19 protein-coding genes are annotated in these 24990 nt (G+C 51.4%); all 19 read right to left on the bottom strand.

What is annotated here, in order from left to right:
* Positions 1–40: 40 nt before the first annotated feature.
* Positions 41–373, bottom strand: a complete 333-nt coding sequence (locus LLG96_00655; protein ID MCE5248707.1) for an STAS domain-containing protein — start codon at positions 371–373, stop codon at positions 41–43.
* Between the two features lie 19 nt (positions 374–392).
* Positions 393–812, bottom strand: a complete 420-nt coding sequence (locus tag LLG96_00650; GenBank protein ID MCE5248706.1) for an ATP-binding protein — start codon at positions 810–812, stop codon at positions 393–395.
* 14 nt (positions 813–826) lie between these two features.
* Positions 827–1603 carry a hypothetical protein gene (locus tag LLG96_00645; protein MCE5248705.1) on the bottom strand — a complete coding sequence of 259 codons (777 nt, stop codon included), beginning with the start codon at positions 1601–1603 and terminating at the stop codon, positions 827–829.
* A gap of 65 nt (positions 1604–1668) precedes the next feature.
* Positions 1669–2079 (bottom strand): DUF4150 domain-containing protein, encoded by a 411-nt coding sequence (locus LLG96_00640; protein ID MCE5248704.1) that lies wholly within the window; start codon positions 2077–2079, stop codon positions 1669–1671.
* 12 nt (positions 2080–2091) lie between these two features.
* Positions 2092–2682, bottom strand: a complete 591-nt coding sequence (locus tag LLG96_00635; protein ID MCE5248703.1) for a DUF3540 domain-containing protein — start codon at positions 2680–2682, stop codon at positions 2092–2094.
* A gap of 17 nt (positions 2683–2699) precedes the next feature.
* The gene (locus LLG96_00630) at positions 2700–3761 is read right to left on the bottom strand and encodes a pentapeptide repeat-containing protein (protein MCE5248702.1); all 1062 of its coding nucleotides are present in this window, start codon (positions 3759–3761) and stop codon (positions 2700–2702) included.
* A gap of 5 nt (positions 3762–3766) precedes the next feature.
* A complete protein-coding gene (locus tag LLG96_00625) occupies positions 3767–6763 on the bottom strand; it encodes a DUF2169 domain-containing protein (protein MCE5248701.1) in 2997 nt (998 codons plus the stop codon).
* A gap of 71 nt (positions 6764–6834) precedes the next feature.
* Positions 6835–9273, bottom strand: a complete 2439-nt coding sequence (gene vgrG / locus LLG96_00620) for a type VI secretion system tip protein VgrG (GenBank protein MCE5248700.1) — start codon at positions 9271–9273, stop codon at positions 6835–6837.
* A 33-nt stretch (positions 9274–9306) separates the two neighbouring features.
* A complete protein-coding gene (tssH, locus tag LLG96_00615; GenBank protein ID MCE5248699.1) occupies positions 9307–11925 on the bottom strand; it encodes a type VI secretion system ATPase TssH in 2619 nt (872 codons plus the stop codon).
* 48 nt (positions 11926–11973) lie between these two features.
* The gene (gene tssG / locus LLG96_00610) at positions 11974–12993 is read right to left on the bottom strand and encodes a type VI secretion system baseplate subunit TssG (GenBank protein MCE5248698.1); all 1020 of its coding nucleotides are present in this window, start codon (positions 12991–12993) and stop codon (positions 11974–11976) included.
* On the bottom strand, positions 12957–14690 hold the full coding sequence (gene tssF, locus LLG96_00605; protein MCE5248697.1) for a type VI secretion system baseplate subunit TssF: 1734 nt from the start codon (positions 14688–14690) through the stop codon (positions 12957–12959). Before tssF ends, tssG begins: the two co-directional genes overlap by 37 nt.
* A 14-nt stretch (positions 14691–14704) precedes the next feature.
* Positions 14705–15121 (bottom strand): type VI secretion system baseplate subunit TssE, encoded by a 417-nt coding sequence (gene tssE, locus LLG96_00600; GenBank protein MCE5248696.1) that lies wholly within the window; start codon positions 15119–15121, stop codon positions 14705–14707.
* Between the two features lie 145 nt (positions 15122–15266).
* Positions 15267–15755, bottom strand: coding sequence for an Hcp family type VI secretion system effector (locus LLG96_00595; GenBank protein ID MCE5248695.1), 489 nt, complete (start codon positions 15753–15755; stop codon positions 15267–15269).
* 123 nt (positions 15756–15878) lie between these two features.
* The gene (gene tssC / locus LLG96_00590; protein MCE5248694.1) at positions 15879–17369 is read right to left on the bottom strand and encodes a type VI secretion system contractile sheath large subunit; all 1491 of its coding nucleotides are present in this window, start codon (positions 17367–17369) and stop codon (positions 15879–15881) included.
* 11 nt (positions 17370–17380) lie between these two features.
* Positions 17381–17866: a type VI secretion system contractile sheath small subunit gene (tssB, locus tag LLG96_00585; protein ID MCE5248693.1), complete on the bottom strand. Its 486-nt coding sequence runs from the start codon at positions 17864–17866 to the stop codon at positions 17381–17383.
* A 184-nt stretch (positions 17867–18050) separates the two neighbouring features.
* On the bottom strand, positions 18051–19622 hold the full coding sequence (tssA, locus tag LLG96_00580; protein MCE5248692.1) for a type VI secretion system protein TssA: 1572 nt from the start codon (positions 19620–19622) through the stop codon (positions 18051–18053).
* Between the two features lie 15 nt (positions 19623–19637).
* The gene (locus LLG96_00575) at positions 19638–23057 is read right to left on the bottom strand and encodes a hypothetical protein (GenBank protein ID MCE5248691.1); all 3420 of its coding nucleotides are present in this window, start codon (positions 23055–23057) and stop codon (positions 19638–19640) included.
* 521 nt (positions 23058–23578) lie between these two features.
* Complete coding sequence (locus LLG96_00570; GenBank protein MCE5248690.1) at positions 23579–24232, bottom strand: DotU family type IV/VI secretion system protein; 654 nt, start codon at positions 24230–24232, stop codon at positions 23579–23581.
* 15 nt (positions 24233–24247) lie between these two features.
* Positions 24248–24990 (bottom strand): type VI secretion system baseplate subunit TssK (locus tag LLG96_00565; protein ID MCE5248689.1); only part of this gene is annotated, 743 nt, incomplete at its 5' end.

The raw sequence follows: 24990 nt of genomic DNA, 5'->3' as shown, positions 1-24990 counted from the left end.
TGCCGCTGCGAGTGAAGGAAATGAGCCATAAACCGGCATATCAGAATGCGCTCAGCGCTTTCGCCTGCGAGTCATAGATTGAAAAAATTCCCGAGAATCCCGAAATGTCAAATACTTCACTGATCGGCCCCTGAAGGGAACAGATAAGAAATTTCCCGTGAATCGCATTCATTTTTTTCAACCCCGTCAGGAAAACCCGCAATCCCGAACTGCTGACGTAGCCGAGCTGAGAACAGTCGAGAAGAATCTGCTTTTCTTTTCTGTCGATCAATCCCTCAATTTTTTTATCGAGTTGAGAAGCGTTTGTCGAATCGAGTCTTCCGTTAATTGTAAGAACGACAACCTGCCCTTTTCTTTCTTCCTTAATATCCATCAGAATGTTCCTTTCACGTTTATTTGATTCGGGATATCCGTCTTGTGACCGTAACACGGTTCCTGTCGCCATTACGTTCATACGAGAAAGAATCCATGAGCGTTTTCGCCAGATGAATCCCCAGCCCGCCTATTTTTCGTTCCTCGACCGGTGCATGTATATCGGGAGAAGGCATATCGAGGGGATTGAATGCCTTCCCCTCATCCTCGATCAGCACGCTTAATACATCACCATCCAGGCTGAATCTGAGCACAATGAGGTTACCGGTATCCTCATACCCGTAATTAATAACATTGGATACCAGTTCTTCAACCGTAAGAGCGATATCGAAAACCGGCTTCGGTGGTATGTTCCATTCTTCTCCCAGACGCTCCAGACAGTCATGTATCCGGTGCAGTTCCGAGAGGTCGTTTTCAATTTCAAGCGTATGTGTCCGCATGCACTCCATACCGGTTACCTGAGAGAGATTACACTGACAGACGCTTCATCATCCGGGGCATACGGTCCGAAAACGATGCCGGACGGCATGTCATGGATACGGACATAGTATGAATGTCCGGCGTCTATTGTATTCTGTACAGCCCATGCGCTGTAGTCTTTTTCGCCAAGCTGAAGTTTCAGACCCTCCATGGGATACTCAAGCACCGATTTCTCGGGCAGGGTACCGGCCGCTCCGACACCGTGGAAATTGATGTCCCCTCCCGAAACGCCGATGAGCGCTCCCTTCCATACGGCAGTTCCGGCCGGGCCGACCTCGAACCATATCCCGTAATTCGGATTCGCATGGATGTCGATACGGTAATCCGTACTGATTTTCGGTACCGGCGTGTTGGCTTTTGCCACAATCTTCGCCCCGAGTGAAGGGCTGGAGAATGCTATGCTGTCAGCCCCGCGAAGGGGAGTCGGCAGTTTATCGATTTCGAGAGCGCCATCGGTTACCGCAAACAGTATCGGGAAACCGATCCCTCGCACCGCCTGAACGGTAATGGCCAGAAGTGAAAGCCCGTACCGTACCGATTCCGATTCAAGGCTCTTCAGAGAACACAGAATGACCCAGAGCGATGTTTCCCTGTCGGCAAGCGCCTCTTTCGGCCCGAGCCAGGCAAGATTTTTGATATCGTCCTGCCAGAAATGGCCGTTGCCGTCAAGCCCGTACTGACGGATCGTTCCGAGGATCTTCTGCACTGATTGTGCATCTTTATCGAGCGCTGTCACCCAGATTTTTTTCATGGTTTATTCCCCCGGTATATAGTCGAAATTCACGAACCTCCATTATAATCGTTCACCATCATTATTCACATCATAATCTGAACTTTCTGCTGACCCGCCTGAAGCGCCGCGCCCATCGCATTGGGCGGCGTTCCGTTATGGGCGGTCGGGCAACCCATGAACACCGCGGGGGACCCTTCGATTTTTACCATTACGCTCCCCATGGTGAAACAGACTTCGCCCATGTTCTTGTTTGAGACGACTCCTCCGGCGACTCCCGCCTCATCGCCCTGGCTCATCTTCCATTTCGTCTTTAAAGTCATTGCATTCATCATCTCTATTTTTACCATCTGGGCGCAGGTACTCGGATCGGCGGTCTCCGTCATAGCCATATTCGGGAACGGCATTGGAACCGGTCCGGCAGGCGGAGCCGGGACTTTACAGACATCGGGAATGGCAAAACATTTACCACCCGCCTGATTGGTCATAGCCATCATACAGTATGCTCCTCATCCTAACAGTATCTTTTCTCCATTGACTTTAACAACTTCTTCCGCTCTGATATGCGTATCTTTCGAAGCGAGGAAGAATTTCCCCCGGACGAGCAGACGAAGCCTTCCTATCCTGCTTTCCTCAAATTCATCAACCGTACGATAACAGCGGCTGATTCTCTGAACCAGACGGTCTGCCATGGTATCGACACACCGCGCCGCAAGCCTGACAGTATCCATACAGCTTACCAGTGTCCTGCCCGTAATGGACAGTTTTCCGCCCACGGCGACATTCATATCGGGTGTTTCGACAGCGAACGCGCCTTCATCGACCCTGACGGAAACACCATGCTCGAACGGCACGGTAACCGGCTCCGCTGATTCCCTGCACAGAACAGACAGAATGTACCATGTCCCCCCGGTATCGATACAGATCATTACCGTATCGTTGATTTCAGGCTCTATCAGGCAGCCGACCGCCCGTACGGCTCTCCGCAGCAAGCCCTCGGCCTCGATGAGATAGCTGCGGTTTTCAACTGCCCTTACGGCGCCGGTTTTCAGCATGGTTTCCACCGGACAGTTCGTTTCCGCGATGTTTTTATTATCCATAATCGCCTCCTCTATTGTCATTTATCAGCTTTCGGTTTCCAGTCTTCGGCTTCAGCGAGCTCCGGATCGGTAGCCTTCGCTTTCGACCTGTTCGATCCATCCCAGATTGTCTTTGTGTCGATCACCCGGTGAAGATTCGCCTGGGTGAGAATCGCGTTTGAGAAATCCGCGGCGGTGAGATCGGCGTGGGACAGGTCCGCATAGGTGAGATCCGCGCCTGCGAATTTTGCCGCGCTGCATTTTGAGCCGTCGAGCATGCATCGAACCATACCGGCTCCGGAGAAATCCGCCAGCGAAAGATCGGCGCCGGTAAAAATCGCCGATTCGAGCACAGCGCCTGCCATATATACCTTTTTGAGAACAGCCCCCATAAACCGCGCCGCGTACGCCTCAAGACCTCCAAGTTTCGCGCCGGTCATAACAGCCCCCGCAAAGCCGGTCTGGAAGAGATTGCAGGTTATGAATTCGGTTCCCGAAAGGTCGGAACCGGTCAGATCGGCCATGGTGAAATCGCAGTGGTCAAGCTTCATCTCTTTCAAAGATACGCCGGTAAGATCGGATTTGATGAAACAGACCGATGAAAAAACAGTGCCATCGAATATGGCTTTCGACAGGTTTGCGCTGCTGAAATCGGCTCCGGTCAGATCGGCTCCGGTCAGATCGGCCTTTTGTAAATAAGCCTGCGAACAGCGAGCACCGGCAAGCCGGGCTTTTTTCAGAACCGCCGAGGCGGCCTGAAGCCCGGTGGCATCGGTCCCGGTCATGTTCACCTCTCCGGCATCCGTCTCCTCGAACGTTGCATAGGAGATGTTTGCCTTCTCCAGCGAACACCCGGTCATCCGCGATGCCCGGACAGCAATCCACATGCAGTTTGCGCCGGAAAGGTTCGCGCCGCCCAGGTCGCAATCGGTGAAGGACGCCGCCGTAAGATCGGCTCCGCTCAGATTTGCACCCGTAAGCGTCGATTTTTCAAAAACGGCATGCGGGAGCGCCAGCCCGGACAGATCGCACCCGGAGAGGTCTGCATGGGCAATAACCTTTTGTTTTTTATGGAAGACGATCAGCTTTTCACGGGTCATTGTCTTCACTGTTCCGGTCTCCATTCCGCCAGAATTGTGGAGTTCAGGTTGGCGCCCTCAAACTGCGGCTTTACGATGTTCGCTTTGTAAAAATCGACGCCGTAGAGGTTCGACCCCCGGAAATCGGTCTCGGTCAGGTTCGCCTTTCTCAGAATTCCTTTGAAAAAATTAAAGTCCGCCATGACCGTAAAGCTCAAATCGGATTTCGAGAAATCCGCGCTCGTGGCACTGGCATTCGTGAAATCGGCTTTGCTCAGATTGCAATTCATCATTGCAGCATTTTCGAGGCTGGCTTTGTGAAAAACAGCTCCGGACAGGTCCGTGTCTTCCCAGTTTGCACCGGAGAGGTTTGCGCCGGAAAAATCGGCTCCGGGAAACTGCGCCTTGCTGTCAGCCGCGCTTTTCTGCATATCGGCTTCGGTGAATATTCCCCCTTCGGCGGAAGCTTTGGAAAACCAGGCGCTTTGCAGGATTGTATGCGAAAAATTCGCCTTCGTCATCACGGCTCCGGAAAAATAAGACTGGCTCAGGTCCGAACCGGTGAAATCGGCGCCGCTCACATCAGCCTCGGTGAAAAAGGCCCCCGTTGCCTTTACCCTGCAGCATGTTACCCCGGCAAGCTTCGCTTTCGAAAAATCAGCATATTCCAGATTCGCTCCGGTCAGGTCCGCGCCGGTGAAATCGGCCCCGGATACATTGGCATAGGAAAAATCGGCCCCTTTCAGGTCGGCATCGACAAACGAAGCGCCCGACGCATCCCCTCCCGTGAATTTCACCCCCGCGAGACAGGCGCCGGCAAGCGCAGCTCCGGCAAGCATTGCGCCGTAAAGGTTTGCGCTCGAAAGATCGGCGCCCGAGATATCCGCCTTTTCCAGAACAGCGCCGGTCATGTCCGCTCCCGTCAGATTACTGCCGGAAAGATCCGCGCTGTCGAGGCTCGCGCTTTTCAGGTCAATACTAGTCAAATCTTTACCGGACAGGTCGAATCCCGTCAGGTCCTGCCCCTGAAAACTTACCCCGTCCTTCAGACCGGCAAGAAGATCATTGGCTGCTTTGGGTGTCTCTTTCGGGAGATTTGGAAGTACCGCTGTTTCCTTCTTTACTTCGGGGGGAATAACATCCTCTTCATCCTCAATGTCCATTTCCCCGGACATCTTTGCTTTCTGCTCCTCAAGCAGCTTGAACATGCGTTCCCGCTCGTAGAGCTCTTTTTCTACATCGGGAGGAACAACACCGCCCAGGCTCTGAATAAACAGCTTCGCGGAAAAACCTTCCGGCTCGGGCGGAAAGTACTTGTCGGGATTTTCGACACCGGCCTTCTGCATCAGGGCTTTGAACTGGGCTTCCTGTTTCGCAGCCCTTATATTGGCTTCGGTTTTCAACTCTTCAGGTGAAAGCTTCAGCAGCGCCAGGTCTTCCGGCTTCGGCTGGAAATACTGGTCGGGATTCTCGACACCGGCCTTCTGCATCATGGCCCTGGCCTGAAATTCCAGCTCCGCGGCCCGTTTATCGCCTTCCGCTTTCAGCTCTTCCGGCGATAACTTCAGGAAAGCCATATCTTCCGGCTTGGGTTTAAAAACCTCGTCGGGGTTCTCGACACCGGCCTTTTTGAGCAAATCCTTAAACTGTTTTTCCGATTCCGCCGCCTGTTTTTCAAATTCGGACCGCATGAACTTATCAAGAGCGGACTCATCCGCTGCAGGGGGTTTCCCCTGTGGAATTCCGGGTTTTCCTGCTCCACCCGCAGGAACAGCCCCGGCTTGCTCACCCGGCGCCTCGGATGGTTTTCCGGCTATTTCCGGTACTTCGATGTCCGGAGTTACCGGCAGTTTGGTTTCAGGAGTTTTCGGCTTTCCGGTATCGGCAGCGGCGATACCGGGAAGCGCGACAGCGGGAATTCCCAAAGCGAGTTTCGGTATTCCCGGCATTCCGGCTTCTTCGGCTTCGGGAACCTCCGCTTCGGGCGCTTCGACAGCCTCTCCCGAGAGTAACTCGCGGTAATACTCGGGTGGTTTCGGCGCTTCGCTCAAAGGTTCCCATGCGGCGAGAATATCGAGAATATCGCTGGCCTCATCATCGGCAACGGTCATGGCGCCATGGAACAGAATCAGTCCCGTTTCCGCGCCCGGTAAAAGCCACACCGTATCGAGATTCGTTTTTATTTCCCTGAACAGGACTTCGCCGTTTTTCTCCTGGTTTACAAAGCAGCGGGCCCTGACTCCCGGAAGCTGTGAATTGATAACCTGTCGTTTCGGGTGCATATTGACAACGGATACGCGCTCGTTTCCGGAGAAATACCCGTCGATCCACTGGTCGGGCGGCGCAGCATTGAAATACGACCAGTCCAGGTCTTTCGGATAGTAGGGCCAGGAATCCTGCCGCCATTCATCATCGAACGTACCGAGCTTTTTCGTTCTCCGGGGAAGTCCCGGATCGAGGGGGCCGAATCCTGCCGGGTCGGGCCTGTCGGAAGTCGCCCCGATGAGCTGGTTCGGCGTCTCGATGTTCGGCAGCGGGTAGACCCTGTTTCCATTCTTCATTACTACGGGGGCCATGCCTTTTCCAGCCGGATTCTTCTTGAAATCCGGACCGCCGAAAGCATTTTCATAGGTGACAGGCATCGCGGCAAAAGGCTCCGGGTCGGTAACGACATCGACCGCTCCTCCCGCCCGTTTCCAGAAACGGTTTCCGAAGACGTTCAGGGTTTTGTCGATGGTTCCAACCCTGAACCGTACCTGTGATGCGGGAAGATGCTTCCCTTCCGGCGCATGACACTTTCCCGAAAGAAGCGCTTCGCCATGGGGTTTGGGCATGGACATGTCGAGGATGTCAGTCTTGCCGAGTTCATTCCCCGCAGCCTCCATGAAATCCTTTTCATCGAGCAGCATGGGAGTATCAGCGAGAATAAACCCGCCGATGATACACAACGACAGATGATATCGCCGTTCACGTTCGAACGTGGTATTCATCAGGCAGAGGGTGTCCGGCTTGTTCGGTTTCATCTTTCCATATCCAATGGTACCGTTTTTCAGAATAAAAAGTCTTCATTAAAACTCGTTAACACTCTATTGCATTATCCTGGCGGCGGAGTGGAACTTCTGGCCGTTGTCGAAGATAAGTTCTCTTCGGCCTGAAGTGATTGTGCGATCGGCGACGGTTCTTCCGGCGGGCTGCCGGGCTCGACAATCGGAACCTCTGGAACTTCCGGGGGGTCCGGTGGCTGTGGCGTATTGGTAACATTCGGAACGGCCATCGGCTGTACCGATACAAGTTGATTCGCTTTCAGTTTTGTCAACACCTTTACATTATTTTTAAAATAGCTTTTACCATTGACAGTCAAGGTATCCGTTATGGTGACCGGCCCTTTTAATTTAATATTATTACCGGTTACTTTTACGGCTGCGGAAGAATTAATGAACACTCCGGTGGAACATACCTGAATCGAAGTACTCGGGACTTGAATCTTGATTCCAGTGGTAGGAAGGGGATCGAGTACTATTTTAACACCTGCCGTTCCTGAAATAAGCTGAATGTCAAGCGTACATTCATTCACGCTCCTGCCATAATGTTTCCACGCTGTAGTCCATTTGCCTTTAGACATGGTTGGCCCGATTTTCATGGCAAACTCAAAAGCAGCCTTGAGGCTCGCCGCTACTCCGACAAAAACACTTACCTCACCACCGCCGAAGAAACTTTCTTTCCCACCTATAACAGCACTGAAATCGTTGGAAAATCCCCAGGTCTCCTTTATGGCGTGAACGTATTCTTTGCTGTTTCCGCTTGTCTCATGAATGAAATCGCTCTCCTTCTGAACGATTTTACCTTTTTCGGCCTGAAGAACGATATCCTTATCTTGGCTTTGTATCAGAACATTTTCTTTTGCAATGGCATCAAATTTCCCTTCGGTCGTCATTCTGATTCCATTACCCGGATCCTCATCGACAACATAGGAAGGCGGATCGTTCGGCGCTCCCATTCGTATCCATGAATTCGCGGTCGGCGACTGCATCAGGATTCTTTCGTTACCCGCATTGTCCTCGATTGCAATTTTATTCGCGCCGCCTGTCTGAATGACGGACTGGGTCTGGTTCGATGACGTTACCGTGCTCGGAGTCTCCGGATTCGGCACTGCACCCGCGATGACCGGTCGGTCGGGATCGCCATCGATGAAAGTCAGAAGCACCTCGGTATCCTTGTGCAGCGGAAAATGCATACCGTGGTCGGTACCGGCATAGGGCTGCATCATGCGAAGGAAACAGGATGCCTTCCCGGCGCTGTGCTCGTCGTTCAGGTCGAACGGCAGCCGCACCTTGTACCGACCCTGCTCGTCGAGCTCTGCGTAGGTTCCGCTGCCCTCGGCATCCACCTTGGCATTGAGGGTACCCGATATGCGGGGTTTCTGCGCCTTACGTTCGGGCCGGAACTGGACATCGGAAGGTATGGCGGTGAACTGGTTCCGATAGTAGACCTGCTCCTCCATCTCGGCAAGAGCGGTCCTGATTCCGGAAATCAGATACCCGGTCTGAGTACCCTCATGAGACAGCTCCGTGATGAGATACTTACGGTTGAAATCGCTGCGGTAATGATCCTGCAGCGAAAACGTATATCCCGGCGCCATGAAGGGAACGGTACTCTCGCCGAAAAATTCCCTCTTACGGCAGAGCAGTTCCTCGGCGCGAATCTGGGCGAGAAAGTTGCCCTCTTCGGACGTGAGAAAATGCTCGCCGTAGAGATAGGAAGTTCCCCTGCCGTTCGCTTCCACATCGGCTGAGCCGGAAATTTCGAGCGTGGGACGCTCATAATTGTAGTCCTTCAGCTTGACATTCTTCGGGAGCTGGCGCTCACGGCAGGTGTAGGATTTGATGACCTCGGTCCGGTGCATCGTATCCAGGCCGGATGGCGGCGAATAGTAGAGAACCGCATCCAGCGGCAGATCGGTATGCGATATTTTGGTGTCGGTAAAAATGACTTTTTCCCCGGCTGCCGTCTGTTCGAAGTAGTAATATATCCCCTCGCGCTCACACCAGCGGGACACGAAGTTCAGGTGGCTTTCGCCATACTGGCAGACATAGTCGATCTTCGAGTATGAGCCCTGCAGCTTGAACTCATAGTCCATGGATGTCAGCCCGCCGTCCTTCAGCGTATTTTCGAGAATATCCTGAACCGATTCGTTGAGAATCACCTGGTTGTGCATGGTGAGGTTGAGCCACCAGAGCTTCGGGACAAGGTGGGCACGGTAGAATACAAAACCCTGATATTCGTGGAGCTGCTCGAACTGAGCGAGGATACCGTGAAAATCGATATCGGTGCCGTCCTCACGGTGAAAGGTGAGTTTGGCCGGGTTGCTCAGCACACCGGACAGATCGATATCCGGCACTCCCGATACAAGCATGATGGTGAACTCATAGGGTTTCGATATTCCCTCGAATCCCTTGAAATTCACCACCGCAAAGGTATCGTCGGGAAGCGCTGTTGTCGTAAATGAATATTTTTCAGCGGTTAAATATTCCATCAATTCCTCCTTGTAATGACAAGGAATATCGTATTACTGAAACTTGATCGTGAATTCGCCTTTCTTGTCGACACCGAGCTGCACCTTGGACGGCATCTCACCTGTCGTCATATGCGTCAGAATCTCCTGCGCCATCCGCGGCAGGATATTCCCGTTCAGGATGTATTCGATGTTGCGTGCGCCGGTCTCGACCTCGGTGCAGCGGGCTGCGATCTGGTCCACCACGTCCTTGGTGTAGTCCATTGCCATTTTGTTGTTCTCCAGCAGCGTTTTCTGCACCTTTTTCAGTTTGAGGTCAACGATCAGTTTCAATGCATCCTGCCGCAGGCTGAAGAAAGGAATAACCGTCATCCTTGCAAGCAGCGCGGGTTTGAAGTGCGACGACAGCACCGGACGGATGGCGGAAACGAGCGAATCCAGCGGCGGTATTTCGTCGGTGTTCGTCATTTCCTGGATGATGTCCGAGGCCAGATTGCTTGTCAGGATGATGATGGTATTCTTGAAATTCACATCCTTGCCTTCGCTGTCGGTCAGAATCCCCTTGTCGAACACCTGGTAGAAGAGGTTCATCACATCGATGTGCGCCTTTTCCGACTCGTCGAGAATGACAACGGAATAAGGTTTCTGGCGAACGGCCTCGGTCAGCATGCCGCCCTCGCCATATCCGACATAGCCCGGGGGCGAACCAATCAGACGGCTCACGGTATGGCTTTCCTGGAACTCGCTCATATTGACCGTCACCGCGTTCTTGTCGCTTCCGAACAGGATATCGGCAAGCGTGAGGCTCACCTCCGTTTTACCAACACCGCTCGGTCCGGCGAGGAGAAATACGCCGAGCGGCTGGTCGGGATTCTTGATTCCCGCCTTCGCGGCCTTGATCACTTCGGCCATCGCATCGAGCGCATGATCCTGGCCCTTGACACGGGCTTTCAGCTGGGCGGCGAGATTGATGATAGTCTGCGCCTCATCCTTGAGCATCTTGCCCATGGGAATGCCTGTCCAGTCGGACACAACCTGGGCTACCACATCGGGATTCACCTCGATATGGATCAGGGGATCATCACCCTGAATTTCCACGAACGCCTTGTCGGCTTCGTCGAGCTGTTTTTTAAGCTCTTCCTTCTTCTTTTCATCGGCTTCCTCCTGTATCTGATTTCTGATACCGATGACTTTCTCCGCCGCCTCTTTTTCCTTGAGCCACCGCGCTCTGATCTGCTCCGCTTCAACAGTTGCGGTTTCGATGGTTTTGAGAACCTTCTGATACTCTTCCTCGTCTACCTCGGCTCCGTTGATCCTGTCCCTGTCCATCCCTTTCTTCTCACGTTCAGAAGCCTGGACAACCCGTTCCTTGTCTTCGAGGACCGGAGGTTTTGCGATGAGGTTTATCTTGATCCGGGCGCAGCTCGTATCGAGCAGATCGATCGCCTTGTCCGGGAGGAAACGCCCCGTAATGAACTTATCCGAGAGTTCGGCGGCGGCGTTGATGGCATCGTTCCGGATGACCACCTTGTGCGCCTTTTCATAGCTCGCTTTGATACCCCTCAATATCAGGGCAGCGGCTGCAACGCTCGGTTCATCGAGCTTGACCGGCTGAAACCTTCTCGCAAGCGCCGGGTCTTTCTCAAAATATTTCTTGTACTCTTTCCATGTCGTTGCGGCAACGGTTCTGAGCTCACCGCGGGCAAGCGCCGGTTTGAGCAGGTTCGCCGCATCGCCCCCTCCCGCCGCGCCTCCGGCGCCGATCAGGGTATGGGCCTCGTCGATGAACATGATGATGGGCTTTTCCGACGATTTGACTTCGCCGATGACACCCTTCAGACGGTTTTCAAACTCGCCCTTCATACCGGCGCCAGCTTCGAGGAGTCCCATATCGAGCTCGATCAGCCGGACATTCTGCAGGATATCGGGCACATCTCCCTCGGTAATCCTGAGCGCAAGGCCCTCGATCACCGCTGTCTTTCCTACCCCCGGCTCGCCGACGCAGATGGGATTGTTCTTTCTTCTTCTGGCAAGGATGTCGATGATCTGGCGGATTTCCTTGTCGCGGCCGAATACCGGATCGATCTTGCCGTCAAGTGCTTTCTGGGTGAAATCGTTGCAGAATCTCGCTATAAAGCCGCCCTCGCGCTTTCCGGCGTCGGGTTCACCGGGCGCCGCTTCCTTCTCGGCGGTTTTCATCTCGATCGACTGTTTGGCGATTTTCCAGAAATCCTTCGCGAGCTGTTCACGGCTTATGGATTTGAACAGATCGATATACCGTCCCGTCGCAAAGAGAGCCGGTTTCGCCAGAAAGGTAAGAAGAACAGCGCCAGACCGTATTTTTCTCTCGCTTAAATCTATCGATGTGACCAGCCATGATTCCTGAAAAAGATCGAGCATCAGGGGCGAGAAGACAGGCTTGCCGGTATTGCCGGTCTTGTTGTCCTCCAGCGCATCCTCCAGCGCTTTAATCACCCGGCCGATATCGAGATCGAACTGCTGAAATATCAGGGGAAGGTCCGACCGGTTATCTTCGAGAAGCTTAAGAAAAAAATGCTCGACCGTTACCTCGTAGTGTGTTCTTGAAACACAGAGACCGGCAGCGGACTGCAGCGCATTCGTACAGTAAGCGTTCAAACGCAGCAGGAGGTTTTTCATATCCACTGTGACCATGTAAAACTCCTTTGTTGATTAAGGTAAAATGAATGATGTACAGTATTTTCAATGAGCACGTTCCGGCAATGTCACCGAAAGCGTCCCCGAACAAAACTTCTCCGAAAATATCCAGGTGTTCCACCCGAGCTGCGACCAGGTTTCCGAACCGAGCCTTGCAGTCTCAATGTCATCGCTATCGATTCGTAACTCGAAATCACAGGCCAGCGGCTGATCGAGGTAGAACCGTGTCATGCGTATCATTTTCCGAAACGCGGGCCTGTCCGGCAAAAAACGGTGAAAAGAGCCGCTGTCCAGCGGACCCGCCAGAATCCTGAACTTTCCCATACGGTCGGCGATCTCGAAACCGAGATAACTGTTTTCGCCAAGCCGGTGCCCCGATTTTCCGACAGAGCAGCGCTGATCTTCCGGAATGGCGGTCACCCGCGGGACACACTGATCGATACTGATGCTCGGCTCGTTTACACTGTCGATGAGCAATGAGCGCAAACCCTCTGCGCACCGTGGAAATTGTGTCAGGAGCCCGATATACCGGAGCATGCCCGCGGCATCATCGACTTTTCGTCTGAGCTGATCACCTTCCAGGCCGATCAGACAGTACAGACGCTGTACCACATCCGCATCCGGCTCATCGACTATCGTGTAAAAGAGCCGGTATTTTTTCCAGCACTTGAAAAACAGGCTGAAAGCCGGGAAATTGAAAATATCGATGAAATCACGGGTTATCGTCACATCATCCGACTGTTCATACAATAAATCTTCCGTATAAAAAGTCGGAAGCGGGGAAGATGCGCCGTAGAGACCCAGAAACGTCGCGGTTACCCGGTATAGCGGATCATCTCCGGGAAGCTTCTCTATCCCCGTGATATCCGATTCGGGAAAATCGAGACTCAGATAGGGGCGGACACGGATTCTGCGGCTGATTTCATCATAACCGCTGATACCGCCGTTCTCCCTGCTGATGATGTACCGCAGCAGCCGAAGCGCCTGGGTAAAAGTAAAACGCTCCCCTTCTTTGAGGAGCTTCGTTTTTATAGCAGGGGTCTGTCTCCTATCCTCGCCGGCCACAGGAATGTCTCTCCCGATATACTGTCTTTTAGTTCGAATTGGGTGAACGAATTAATGGAACTGTAAACTCCGAAAAACAAATCCATGACGGATGCAAACAAATAGAGATCTCCAAGACTCGCGAAATGATCCTGCTTTACGCTCATCTCGATTTTTTGCCCCCGGATGAACATCCCTTTTTCCAGACGCTCCGAGGGGGTGACCTTCAGATCATCGATGCCGTTTATCCTTTTTTCGTTGGCGGCTGTTTTCGTCTTGTTGGTCTCACCGGGGAAGATGTAGAGATTCAACAGGTTCTTTATGTTGGTGACATCCGCAACCGAAAGAAAATTCAATGACATATGCGACAGGAATTTCCAGAGCGTGTTTTTACCGAGCATCGGCTCTATTGTCGGAGTAGGCGGAATGATATTTCTGAAATTCAGCAGACCGGGAGAATCGGAAGTCTGGACGGAAATATCGCCGTGTTGAAGGCGTTCCGGCAGGACTCCGTTCGTATAGGTGAGCGTCAGGTTGAGCGTCTCCGGCTTCGGTTCCGGCCCCTCCGGGGGATAGGTAAACGAAAGATAGTATTCGGGCGTGTCGTCAATCGGCGATCTGTCGTGGATAACCTGATAGACTGAGGAATCATGCTCTTCGTATGAAAAAAGCTCCAGAGGAGAATATTGTTTGGGAGTCACCGTACCCTGTTCATATCCAACAACCCTGTCAACACTGAACACGCGATAGTGATCCCTGTTCTTCGTGGGGGGACGGACACGAACTTTTTCCAGCCGATGGTCGAGGGCAAACTGATCGGAATCGTCGGAAAAAAGATTGACCACGGGCGTTACGAAAAAGAGAAAATTACCCGGCTGTACCGATGGAGTGGAAAACGATGACGGCTTCAGCTCAAACCATACTTCAAATCGTGACCCATCGCCCCTGTTGCGCCACCGGTCCCATCCCCGAAGCTCCAGAAACAGAAATTTCTGCGGTAGAAGAAAATATTCGAAGATCAACCTGTATCCCTGAAATGAATGGGATGGATAGGGAATAAGGCTGTTGTTCATCTCCAGACCGGTCGGGACGAGGCATTCGGGAGGTATTTCACACTCCTGGCCGCCCGAAACCGGCCTGAGAACGATCCTTTTCACAAACCGTGTCAGGAGCAGATACAGCTCGGTGGCCTGTGTGTAGCTCTCACCGAGAAAGAAGCCGAGGCGTTTGGGCTCCCAGCCCGAAAGCGACAGGCCGTTCAGCTCGAATACGAGTCGGATACTGTCCGGTTTTTCAGGCAGCTGCACCAGGTCGGCCGACACCAGAGAGAGGGGATGTACCTCGGTCTCGAAGCAGGTTCTGAATATGCATTCTGTACCTTCGACCGGAATGGACGCCAGCGAAGTGCCTTTCCTGACAGTGATGCTCTCTTTGAGACTCGCTTTGGGGGAAAACATGACGATCGATGTGGAGGGGATCGGTCTCAGGTAGTGCGGAAAAATAATATCCATCAAGCCGTGAATGATTTCGGGGAAATCATTTTCGAGCTTCTGATCCAGAAGTCCCGTCAGAAATGCGACTCCCTCAAGGAGCCGTTCCACATCGGGATCGGAAGTCGTTCCGCTGAGCATGGGGGCAACCGCCGGATGAGCTTTCGAAAACTCGCGGGCCAGTTCCCTGAGATTCTGGAGCTCCTGCTGATAATATCTGTTGAACACGTACCCTTTACTCCCTATTGCGAAGAGATATTGACTTTTCCTTCGGAGCTGACGACTGTTTCGAGGACCACAGGAGTCGATTTATCGGTGGCGAGAACTGCTTCAAGCTTGAAACGAAGCGATAAAATGTCGTCTTCATGCGAAATGGTCGAAACCTTGACATTCGCCAGACGCGGTTCGTACTTCATGATAACTTCCTGCAGGGTCCGTTCGATCCTTCTGGAAATTTCGGTAATGCTTTCCCCGTGGGTATTCGTTATATCCGGTATTCCATAATCTTCCGCAATCAATGTGCTTCCCTGATGGGTATTCAACAGCCGCTGCAGATGGTTTATTATGGAAAATATCTTGCGGGTCATATCCCGCTCGATTCGGAAATCCGGATTCCGCTCCATGTTCTTGATTCGTTCCAGCAGACGTTCGTCAGCCATCAGGGGTGCCTTCGTAAAACAATACCATGGGAAGTAGCGGAAAAATCAGGGTGTATTCATTAGTTTCTAATTGAGCATAATCGGCCTAAAATAAATGCGTCGCGCCCCCGATAATTCTAGGGCGCGACACATTCTCGCTCATCCGTTATACTTTGGGTGTCTGCCAATCGTCCTCGGCTTCAACCCCGTCAACAACTGCGGTCCATATGATTTTCGAGTAGGTGAAATGAATTTCTTCCATGTCATGATACGGTTTGTTTTCAGGAAGAAATGTCATGGGTTTGTAATCTTTCATTCTGACAATGATGGCATTTTCCAGCTTGATCGTGTAGTAATGTTCCTCGGCTCCGGTGGGAGTTATATGGTAAAACTGTAAAACCACTTCCGAGAACCGCTCGCCGCTGGTACAGGCCTGCATGAGACTGGGAGAACTTTTATCGAAGTGCTTGGTGATAATGAGAGGATGATGTATACGCTGGCCTGTCGGAAGACCGGTATGGGTATCGCGCGGGATTTCAATCTCATGCTGCACATCGTATACAAGTATCGTTCCCTCGCGGCCCGCCTGGGTGCAATCTCCCTGAATAGGTCCCTGGTTGTTGCCGGTCAATGTCAAGTAAGATGTCATTGCCATGGAAAACCTCCATTGTAAAGTGTTTTGTCCGTTCTTCAACAGGAGCTGTATTCACACCGGCTTCACTTGAAGAATCTTTTTGTGTCCGAATGATTTATAAACCTTTTATACCAAACGGATCGATTACGACTTGTCAAGTTTACCGACAAGCGAAAGAGTAAAGGATGCGCCCATATACTTGAAATGAGGCTGCACCTTCATGGAAACACGGTACCAGCCGGGTTCACCCTCGACATCCGATACTTCGATCTGGGCCTTCCTCAGCGGCCGACGGCTTCGGACACCGGGCGACGGATTTTCCTGATCGGAGACATATTGGGAAATCCACTTGTTCAATTCTGTCTCCAGATCGACCCGTGTCTTCCAGCTTCCGATATTTTCGCGCTGGAGAACTTTCAGATAATGGGCAAGCCGGCTGACCACGAAATTATACGGCAGCTGAGTGCCCAGCTTATAGTTCAGCTCTGCCTGTTTGCCTTCAGCGGTATTACCGAAGTTCTTTGCCTTCTGGCACGAATTCGCGGAGAAGAATGCTGCATTATCGCTTCCCTTCCTCATGGTGAGCGCTATGAAGCCTTCCTCGGCAAGCTCGTACTCTTTCCGCTCGGAAATGAGCACTTCGGTCGGGATTTTCGTCTGCAGCTCTCCCATCGACTCGAAATTGTAGACCGGCAGGTCTTCAACGGCTCCACCGCCCTGGGGTCCGATAATATTCGAGCTCATCCGATATTTCGCAAAGCTGTCGGTAATCCTCGACGCAAACGCGAACGCAGCATTTCCCCAGAGATACGCTTTATTCCCGGTGGAGGCTTCTTCCTTGTAGTTGAAGCTCTTTGCCGGAATGGTATCCTGACCGTAAGGTACACGGAGCAGGAAATGCGGGAGCGTCAGACCGATATTTCTGGCATCTTCGGACTCGCGGAATCCCTGCCATTTCGTATACTGGGGCATTTCAAAGATCGATTTAAGGTCTTTCAGATTCGGAAGACCGTTGAATTCCTCAAGCCCGAAAAACTGCGGGCCTGCGGACGCCACAAACGGCGCATGAGACATCGTCGAAACGCTCGCAAGATGCTGGAGCAGCTTGATGTCCTGAGCGCCCGGCCCGAACTCGTAATTCCCGACCATGAGCCCGTAAGGCTTGCCGCCGAACTGACCGTATTCGGCAGTATAGGCGGTTTTGTACAGCCCTGATTTGACAATTTCAGGCGCATCCTCGAAATCATCGAACAGATCCTGCTTGTTGACATTGAGAATCTCGATTTTCGTATTCTCCCTGAAATCGGTCTTGTCAACCAGGAATTTCAGTGACCGCCAGGCCGATTCGAGCTTCTTGAATTCGTCATTATGCAGAATCGCATCCATCTGCCTGCTCATTTTCTGGTCGATGTTTGCGATCATCTCGTCCACAAGACCGGCTGAAATCCGTACCGATTCACGGCCGGGTTTCATCAGTTCGTCGATGAAAGCCTGGACGCCCTGCTTGGTGACTGCATAGGCCTCATCAGAGGGCCGCAGCTTGGTCGCCTGCAGAATTTCATCAAGGAGTGTTCCCTCTCCTGCGGCAGCTTGTGCCTCGGGCGCTGCCTGGGCCTGTTTTTCCTCATCAGCCATTACCGCTCTCCTTATCCTTCAATTCCAAGTTCTTTTAAGAGACGTGCTCTTGCGCCTTCATCCTGGACCAGCTCCTGTATCTTCTTCCTGAAATCAGGCACATTTCCAAGCGGCCCTTTCAACGCCTTGAGTGCTTCACGTAGTTCGACAAGCTTCTTCAGTTCGGGGACTTTCTGAATAATGGCATCCGGCTCGAAGTCTTTCATGCTCTTGAAATCGAGATTAACCGACAGTTTCGCGTCCTCCTGGCCAGACAGGGTGTCATCAACGACAGTCTCGAGCTTGACATCCTGCCCCTTCAGCACATCATTGAAGTTATCCTTGTCGATATTGACAGGTTTACGGTCTTCGAGAGGCGTACTGTCCGCCCGCATCGTGAAATCACCCATAACGAGTACTTTCAGAGGGAGCTCGACCTCTTGCTGCGCATCGCCGGTTGCCGGACGGTATACAATATTAACACGTTCCTTCGGGGCGACAGAACCTTCTTTCGCCATCCTAAACCTCCTTCACTTTTGGGGAAAACATTATTGTCAAATCCTCTATCCATAGCCCTGGGACAGGCACGAAACGGATTAAATGCTCATCTGCATGGAATTCACTTATTTTCACCCATGAATACTATCAATTAAACCTTTTTACCCTCCAATAGTCAAGACAATTATCACAACCTCACGCTTATTACAATAGTTCAATAGCCCTCGCCGGATCAAGGGCCGAAATACGATTCAACACCTTCTCGATCAGCTCATCATCCTTTTTTTCACCCTGGAGCCGCAATCCTGACAGCGCGAGGGTGAGTCCCTCCACTGCAAGCACAGGTTCCCACCGCTCGATTTTGTACTCGTCGATTATACTGAGAATCTCCTGAATATAGGGAACGACGAGCTGCGGTTTTTTGACACGCGAGAGCAGCTTGCATAAACCGATTTTCCATAATAACCGTTCACGGACGGACGATGCCTGATTGACCTTGCCGATAAAAGTGCCCAGGGCTGCATTCATCTTATTATCCATAATCAGTTTTTGCGCTTCGGCGATCTCGTTCTCGACGAGCTGCTCGATCCCCGATCCCGCGGACGAGAAAGAGCCGCTTCCACCGCCTGACTGGGCCGCCGCTTTCAGCCACTCCTTCGTTTCATCATCGGCAAACGGAGTACCATCGGAAAAGGCCATCTTTTCAATTCCGGGCAGCCGTTTCGTGAAATCCGCCGTCTCACGGGCCACCGTCTCGCCGATAGGGGAATACCGTAACTGTTCGAGCGACTCGGCGACAAACCTGCTGAGATCAAACCAGAAGGGATACTGGCGGACGAGCCCTTCCGACGCGAGCATGAGTTCACGCCAGTTTCTGGACTGGTAGAGACTTTTCAGCGAAGAAATCACCTGTTCTTCCGGCGGGGGTATCATGGTCTGACCGTCGGTAGCAGGCGGCAACTTCTGGACAGGCAGCCAGATACTGATACGGTTGAGGCGAAACGGAACGATACTTATCGGCTCCTTCTTCAGCAGGAGCGTCGATGCTCTCCCGAGGATATCGAAACCCTGCCTCAGGAGTTTATCCCCATCCGCATCGGCGCCCTCGGGCGGGGATGCGGGAGCAGGCGCAGGTTTAGCCGCAGGCTTTGCGGGTGGTGTTCCGGCGGGGGCTTCGGCGCCCGCTGCGGTGGGCTCTGCGGTGGGCTCTGTTCCGGCAGGCGCAGGCGCAGGTTCCGGCTCAATATCTATCAATCCGGTAATATGTTCAATCATGCTCCTCAGAACAGGCGCATCCTCGGTTTTTTCACTGAGAAAGGAATCGATAAAGGAGAGATCACCGGTGAAAGCTTCCTTTTTTTCCTTCGGCCATGTTTCGGCGGTGAATTCGGGTATTCTGGCATCTATCCGCTCATGCCACCACACAAAGGCGTTCACCCTCCCCCTCATGCGCTTTACCGGAGGATACATGTTCTCCCAGAAATTCTCGATCATATCCCTCAGTACATGAACCCCGCCGGCAAGCCCGCTTAACTTTTCCGTCTGCATAAGACCGATACAAAGGTATGTGGCAACGGTTAAATTTTTCGATTTTTCGGCCAATATCTTTGTCGAAAGGCTTACCACCTTCGCCCAATCGACCGCTCCCGATGCGGTCGGCGAAGAAAGCTTCCCCAGCTCGCCATCCAGCTCCTCGAACTCCGGCTCGAAACGAGCATCTTCTCCGACGGGGTTTGCGCCGGGTATAGGTTGTTTACCCAGTTCAGCTAATTCCATAATTGACTTCCCATTCTATTGATTTGTCACAATGATTTGCTTTGGTACTTCGGTAACGGATTTATTGAGCAGCTCAATAACCGGTGTGGCGCCTGTTATCTTATAGGCGAGACGTATCCATGTAATTCCCGTCTTCTGAAGCTGGTCAGCATAATCGGGAAACTCCCCGGTCTTGAATGTACAGTTGCCGCTCCTGAAATCCCTGAGAAATTTTGGGAAACCCATTTTCCCATCGTACGTTTTCGTCAGGGTTGTATTCTGAAGAAGTATATTGACCGTAACATCACCGCACTTCTCGCTGGACCATGCGAATGTCTGTTTCTGCGGATAATTATAGTTGTTCAGGGCTATATTTCCATCGGAGCTCTGCAGGGTGATGATACTTCCGTATGGTGCTTCTTTCGCCTCGCTGTTCACATCGAGGGGCAAAGTTTCCATGTTGACATAGTACACCGGCTGATAATTGGCTATCGTATCGGTGCCGTTATTGAGGAACGCGAAAAAATCGCTTCTGAAACGGATAAGGTTTTCGAACCGCTTGCGGACATAATATCCGTCGTTGTTCCTCGAAATGAATGATTTCCCGGAAGTGTCCAGGTACTTCCACACAATACCCTGGTTTTTGTCAAACAGAAGAAGGGGCAATTTTTCATCGCTGATACCGGTTATCCCTCCCAGCACCTGCTCTTCCCATTGTTCCTGCAGCACAAACGAGGTTTCCTGCGCGCAGTAGGCTACCAGAAATTGTTCCGGCCCTAAAACCAGATTCCAGACGACCGGGAATTCGTTTTCGTTCTGAAGCAGATTCTGGAGCTGAGTATATTTGCTTTCCGCCAGAGCAAAAGGGGACATATTGAACTCGGACAGAATCTGAAAGCACCGCTCTCTCGACCCGAGCGACGGAGAAATTGCCTGAAGGGCATCGGTGTATTCACCCCATATCGTTCCCATCCGCTGCAGCAACTCGGCATCCATGCTCCGCTTTTTATCCACTTTCCCCAGTGTCGATTGTATGAGAGTCTCCTTTTTGCTCTCGATTTTACCGAGGAGCGTCCCTTTCTGCTTCTCCTTTTCAACCAGCGCCTGTTTTCGAATATCATCCATCCGCTGTACGAATTCAACCCATGGGGGCTCCTTGTCTATTACATTGACCTTGGAAAACTCGGACGCCATTCGTTCGAGAAGTATGAAATAGGGATTCTGGTCAGTCGTCATAACCGTGGCCATGTGGTGGGGATTCGAACCGGTCTCCATATTCGAAATATCCTGGGAAAACTGTTGGGTGAAATCCCGCCATGCCTCGTAGAACTGGGATTGATACCACTGCCAGAATTTCTTCTTTTCATCTTGGATACGAGTCTGGTTGATGACCGAGGATTCGAGAACCTTGAAAAAGAGCTCTATCTGCTGTTGCGTATTGTTTGTGAAAATTCCGGAGACAAACACCTGTTCATTTTCATTGTCGCTTTTCAGGTTTTCCCAGAATGTATTCAGTGTCACATCGGGCTCAACCGGGATGGATTCAAAAATAATGTCCTTGATATTCGTATCGTTCCCGAGCATTTCCTCGAGTATTCCCCTGAATTTTTCAATCTGTGCCTCGAATTCAGCCGTATTCTCGTTCCATGTGAGGTAGTACTGATAATTATTCCCCAGCATTGCAGCGGTTTCAGGAGGAATATCCGGGTGTTTTTCGCAAAGGAGCGCACTGGAAATACCGATGAACTTTTCGACCGACAACGGCTGCTTGCCACCCACGCGTTCCTGCAGAAGAGTAATCCGTGTGATGAGAAAATTGAAATATTTCATAAGCTCGTCACGGTCGATATTTTCACCCGCCGCTTTGATATCGGTCACAACTTCCTGATCGAACGGGTAGAGCACGTTGTCCCTGAACATCGAAAGATACCGTATCTTCAGCCTGACCTCGGCGACATAGCTCTCCCGGAACATCAGGCGGGGCAGAAACCACCGGTTGTTCGCCTCTTCCAGTTCCACGAGCTTGCTTTTCATCAGGTACAGGCTCCGGATATCATCAGCCGTATTTGCGGTCATGACGGGCGGCTTGTAATTGGAAATGACATCCAGCGCAATACGGTTATTGATGTAAGAGAAACTCATCAGACCGCACAGGCACGCCCAGAGGAGAAACCATGCAATGAGCCCCGTGTTCCGTGTGACACGGCGCCATTGTATGAGCTCCCGGATCGGGGTGAAAAGATACCGGTCATTGGGAAGTATTTCTTTAAAAAAGTCTTTCAGAAACAGACCATTGCTATGATTACTGCTCCCGCCGCCGTCAGGCACGCCGAAGCTCTTAGAATCGATCCTGAGTTTTTCCTCCTGAATCGCACTGGAGAAGAACAGTCCTCTGAACAATGGGGTTTCCTGGTATGGATTTTCATCGAAAACTCCCTGAACAAAATACCGGAGTCCCTGTTTGATACGGTCGAATCCACTGGTGTAGAGAAAGATTTCGGGCTCGGGGATATTCCCCTGATTGATGAGAATTGATAACTGGTTCCGCAGATTTTCGGATATGGAGGACATGGCGGAGTCGAGCACTATGTTATATTCGGGAGAGCACTCCTGGTTGATAAATCCCATTGCCTGATCGACAGTCGCATCCGGCAGAAGATTCGAGAATTCAACCATGCCGTGAACAAGGTCCATTTTCGTCACCATGACATACACGGGAATCCTGGCCCCTACGGTTCGCATCAGCTGGTCGATACGTCTCCTGACACTCTGGCCCTCGTCGCTCAGCAGCGCCTCATCCTTTTCCAGGAGCTTGTCGGCGGCAATGGTGACAATGATACCGTTAATCGGTTCGCGGCGACGGTACTTCGCAAGCAGGGTCAGGAATTTCTCCCACTCTTCCCGGTCCCTCCCTTCTTCGACGGGAATGGTATACCGTCCCGCCGTATCGAGAATGATCGCTTCCTCGAAAAACCACCAGTCGCAATTTTTTGTCACCGAAATACCGGCCGTTCTCTTGACTTCGGTAATCGGAGAATTGAGGTTCGAATTCTTTATCGCCGAGGTTTTTCCCGAGCCGGACTCACCGAGCATGAGATACCACGGAAGAACATACAGAGGATTGCCTTTTTTCCGGAGATAGGAATTCCTGACGAGGTCGACCGACTCCTTCCATTTATCCTGAAGTGCCCTGAGATTCTGCTGTTCATGAATCGGCGCCGTCTCGATAGCTTCCTCGTTCTGCCTGATTACCCGCTGGACAAATTCCTTTTCCTTGCGCCGGACAATAATTTTCCTGATATACAGAATCCCGAACCACAATCCCGCCAGTCCGAGAGCCACCGACAGCACAACCCACCACGGGTAGTTCCTGACAAATATCAGCCATGCGATTCCGGCCAGCAGAACGGCAATAAGAAGAACGATCAGTAAAAGTTTTAAAATATTTTTTATCATACTATGCTGCTGCTTATTAAGCGTGGTGAAAAACATCATATGGTTAAATTCAAGCTGTCAAGGGTCGGTATGAAGTGCCGGACCCCGATTAATAATTCGAGGACATGTTTACATGCTGGCGACCTACCAAAATCCACGATGAATTGTATTGTAATACATTGATTATAAATAGAATATAGACCATTAAATCCTGTGAATTTATAAACCCGTTGAAAAGCCCCGGGGTCACAACCGGTTTTCGGAAAAAGAATGGGTGCTGTCCGAGCGAACCGAAGGCTCGTGAGTTCACACATTCCCGAAAAACAGGCAGTGAACGCGGATAAAGGCTTTTCACGGGGTGCCCCCCTTTCCTTGGTTACTTCCTTTGGGCACGCAAAGGAAGTAACATATAAAAAAGTGTTCTTTAAAAAATGGGGGGCTGCCACCGATATACATGCCCTTGACAGCAACAAAACAATATATTTCATTATCGGGCATGTGAAAAAGATACTTTTTCACCGCCCTCCATTACCGTTTGATTTTTATAAGTATTGGATAATCATATTCATCAGGGAATTTTTGAAGACATACAATAAAACGAAAAATACAATCGGCGGCAGTATGCTGAGTAACAGGGTGATGAGAGATAAACCGAACGGTCCCTTCTTTCCTTTTCTGGTCAGGTATGTTTCCGAATATGCTTCCGGGAAAAAGACTTTTGAGAAAGTGAGTTTATCCTTTACGGAGAATTTACTCATGATCGCCTGTTTCAGTTCTTTGAGCTTTCCGGCGTATTTCGGGTCGAAGTACTGTCCTTTGAAACCCAGGGCAAGGCAGAAATAATAGACTTCCAAGGTGTTTTTTTCATGAGACCCAAGCCTGAAAAGTCTGGAAAAAAACTCTTCACCCGCCATGGTTGTCTTAAAAAAACACATCTGTAACGGATACCGCTGCCACTGATTCCTTCCCGACCATCCGGAACACAGGATCGTTTCATCAATCCAGGCGCTTACGGCAAAAAGTCCTTTCCCCCATTCGCCCTGCGAAAAACCGGCATTCCGTGCTGTCATAAGCGAACGTGAAAACAAGTCATTATAGTGTTTTATGACATTGTTATAGGTAAGCTGGCTGAAATTCAGGCTGTTGATAAAAAGCGTATAGTAGAAAAGTTCAAAATAACAGTCGACAAGTCGCATCTGATACTATCCATCCTATTTCCGCAATACGATAATTTCCGCTTTCGTATCTTTCGGCGCCTTCTGCCAGTAAAGGCAGATATTCTGACTCTTCTGTATCTCGACCCACTGGGAATGACTCTGGTCGAGCTTAAAGTATAATGCATTGGGACGGGTAGGAAGTCCCGGCGGCGGAATCAGGCTGTATTCAAGGGAAATACCGGGCAGCGCCCTTCCGACCAGTGTTGGCATCTGCTCGAAACTGCTGACCTTGGCGATGTGTTTCATCACATCAAGCACCTTGCTCTGTTTCTCCGCGGTCATGACGACCAGGTAAAATATATTCCTGCTCTCGAAGGATTCTACCGGTATCTGGGCCTTGAAATGGTCATCTTTCCTGATAAGATGAATGATATTTTCCGGGCCGATGGTGATGGAACTCAGAAGCTCGCCGATAAGCGTCTGCGCCTCCTCAAAGCACGACCGCAAATCATCATGGTTGTATTTTGGAAGAAGAGGCGTTCCATCCATCAATCGCCCCAGCGAGTCGATCCGGTCGGTAAAAGTGCTCAGCTCGCCGATAAGCTGCCTGATAATGCCATAGACAACCCAGGGATGAGCATGTTCACTCTCGGTGACATGAAAAAGCAGGGGAACATACCTGTTCAGAGATCGCAGCGCAAAAAGGTAGACAATATAGGTTGAATCGAACCCGGATGTCTGCATTTCCCTCGGGCTTTTGTATTCCTCGAGCTTACGGCAGCGCGCAAGAACCTGTT

This window comes from bacterium, from assembly GCA_021372535.1.
GTDB lineage: Bacteria > Latescibacterota > Latescibacteria > Latescibacterales > Latescibacteraceae > JAFGMP01.
Note: the sequence above shows the minus strand (reverse complement) of the source record. Positions and strands in the feature narration are given on the sequence as shown.

Coding starts and splice junctions, on each gene's coding strand:
- LLG96_00655 (MCE5248707.1), bottom strand. CDS start 373: ATGGATATTAAGGAAGAAAGAAAAGGGCAGGTTGTCGTTCTTACAATT.
- LLG96_00650 (MCE5248706.1), bottom strand. CDS start 812: ATGCGGACACATACGCTTGAAATTGAAAACGACCTCTCGGAACTGCAC.
- LLG96_00645 (MCE5248705.1), bottom strand. CDS start 1,603: ATGAAAAAAATCTGGGTGACAGCGCTCGATAAAGATGCACAATCAGTG.
- LLG96_00640 (MCE5248704.1), bottom strand. CDS start 2,079: ATGATGGCTATGACCAATCAGGCGGGTGGTAAATGTTTTGCCATTCCC.
- LLG96_00635 (MCE5248703.1), bottom strand. CDS start 2,682: ATGGATAATAAAAACATCGCGGAAACGAACTGTCCGGTGGAAACCATG.
- LLG96_00630 (MCE5248702.1), bottom strand. CDS start 3,761: ATGACCCGTGAAAAGCTGATCGTCTTCCATAAAAAACAAAAGGTTATT.
- LLG96_00625 (MCE5248701.1), bottom strand. CDS start 6,763: ATGAAACCGAACAAGCCGGACACCCTCTGCCTGATGAATACCACGTTC.
- vgrG (MCE5248700.1), bottom strand. CDS start 9,273: ATGGAATATTTAACCGCTGAAAAATATTCATTTACGACAACAGCGCTT.
- tssH (MCE5248699.1), bottom strand. CDS start 11,925: ATGGTCACAGTGGATATGAAAAACCTCCTGCTGCGTTTGAACGCTTAC.
- tssE (MCE5248696.1), bottom strand. CDS start 15,121: ATGGCTGACGAACGTCTGCTGGAACGAATCAAGAACATGGAGCGGAAT.
- LLG96_00595 (MCE5248695.1), bottom strand. CDS start 15,755: ATGGCAATGACATCTTACTTGACATTGACCGGCAACAACCAGGGACCT.
- tssC (MCE5248694.1), bottom strand. CDS start 17,369: ATGGCTGATGAGGAAAAACAGGCCCAGGCAGCGCCCGAGGCACAAGCT.
- tssB (MCE5248693.1), bottom strand. CDS start 17,866: ATGGCGAAAGAAGGTTCTGTCGCCCCGAAGGAACGTGTTAATATTGTA.
- tssA (MCE5248692.1), bottom strand. CDS start 19,622: ATGGAATTAGCTGAACTGGGTAAACAACCTATACCCGGCGCAAACCCC.
- LLG96_00575 (MCE5248691.1), bottom strand. CDS start 23,057: ATGATAAAAAATATTTTAAAACTTTTACTGATCGTTCTTCTTATTGCC.
- LLG96_00570 (MCE5248690.1), bottom strand. CDS start 24,232: ATGCGACTTGTCGACTGTTATTTTGAACTTTTCTACTATACGCTTTTT.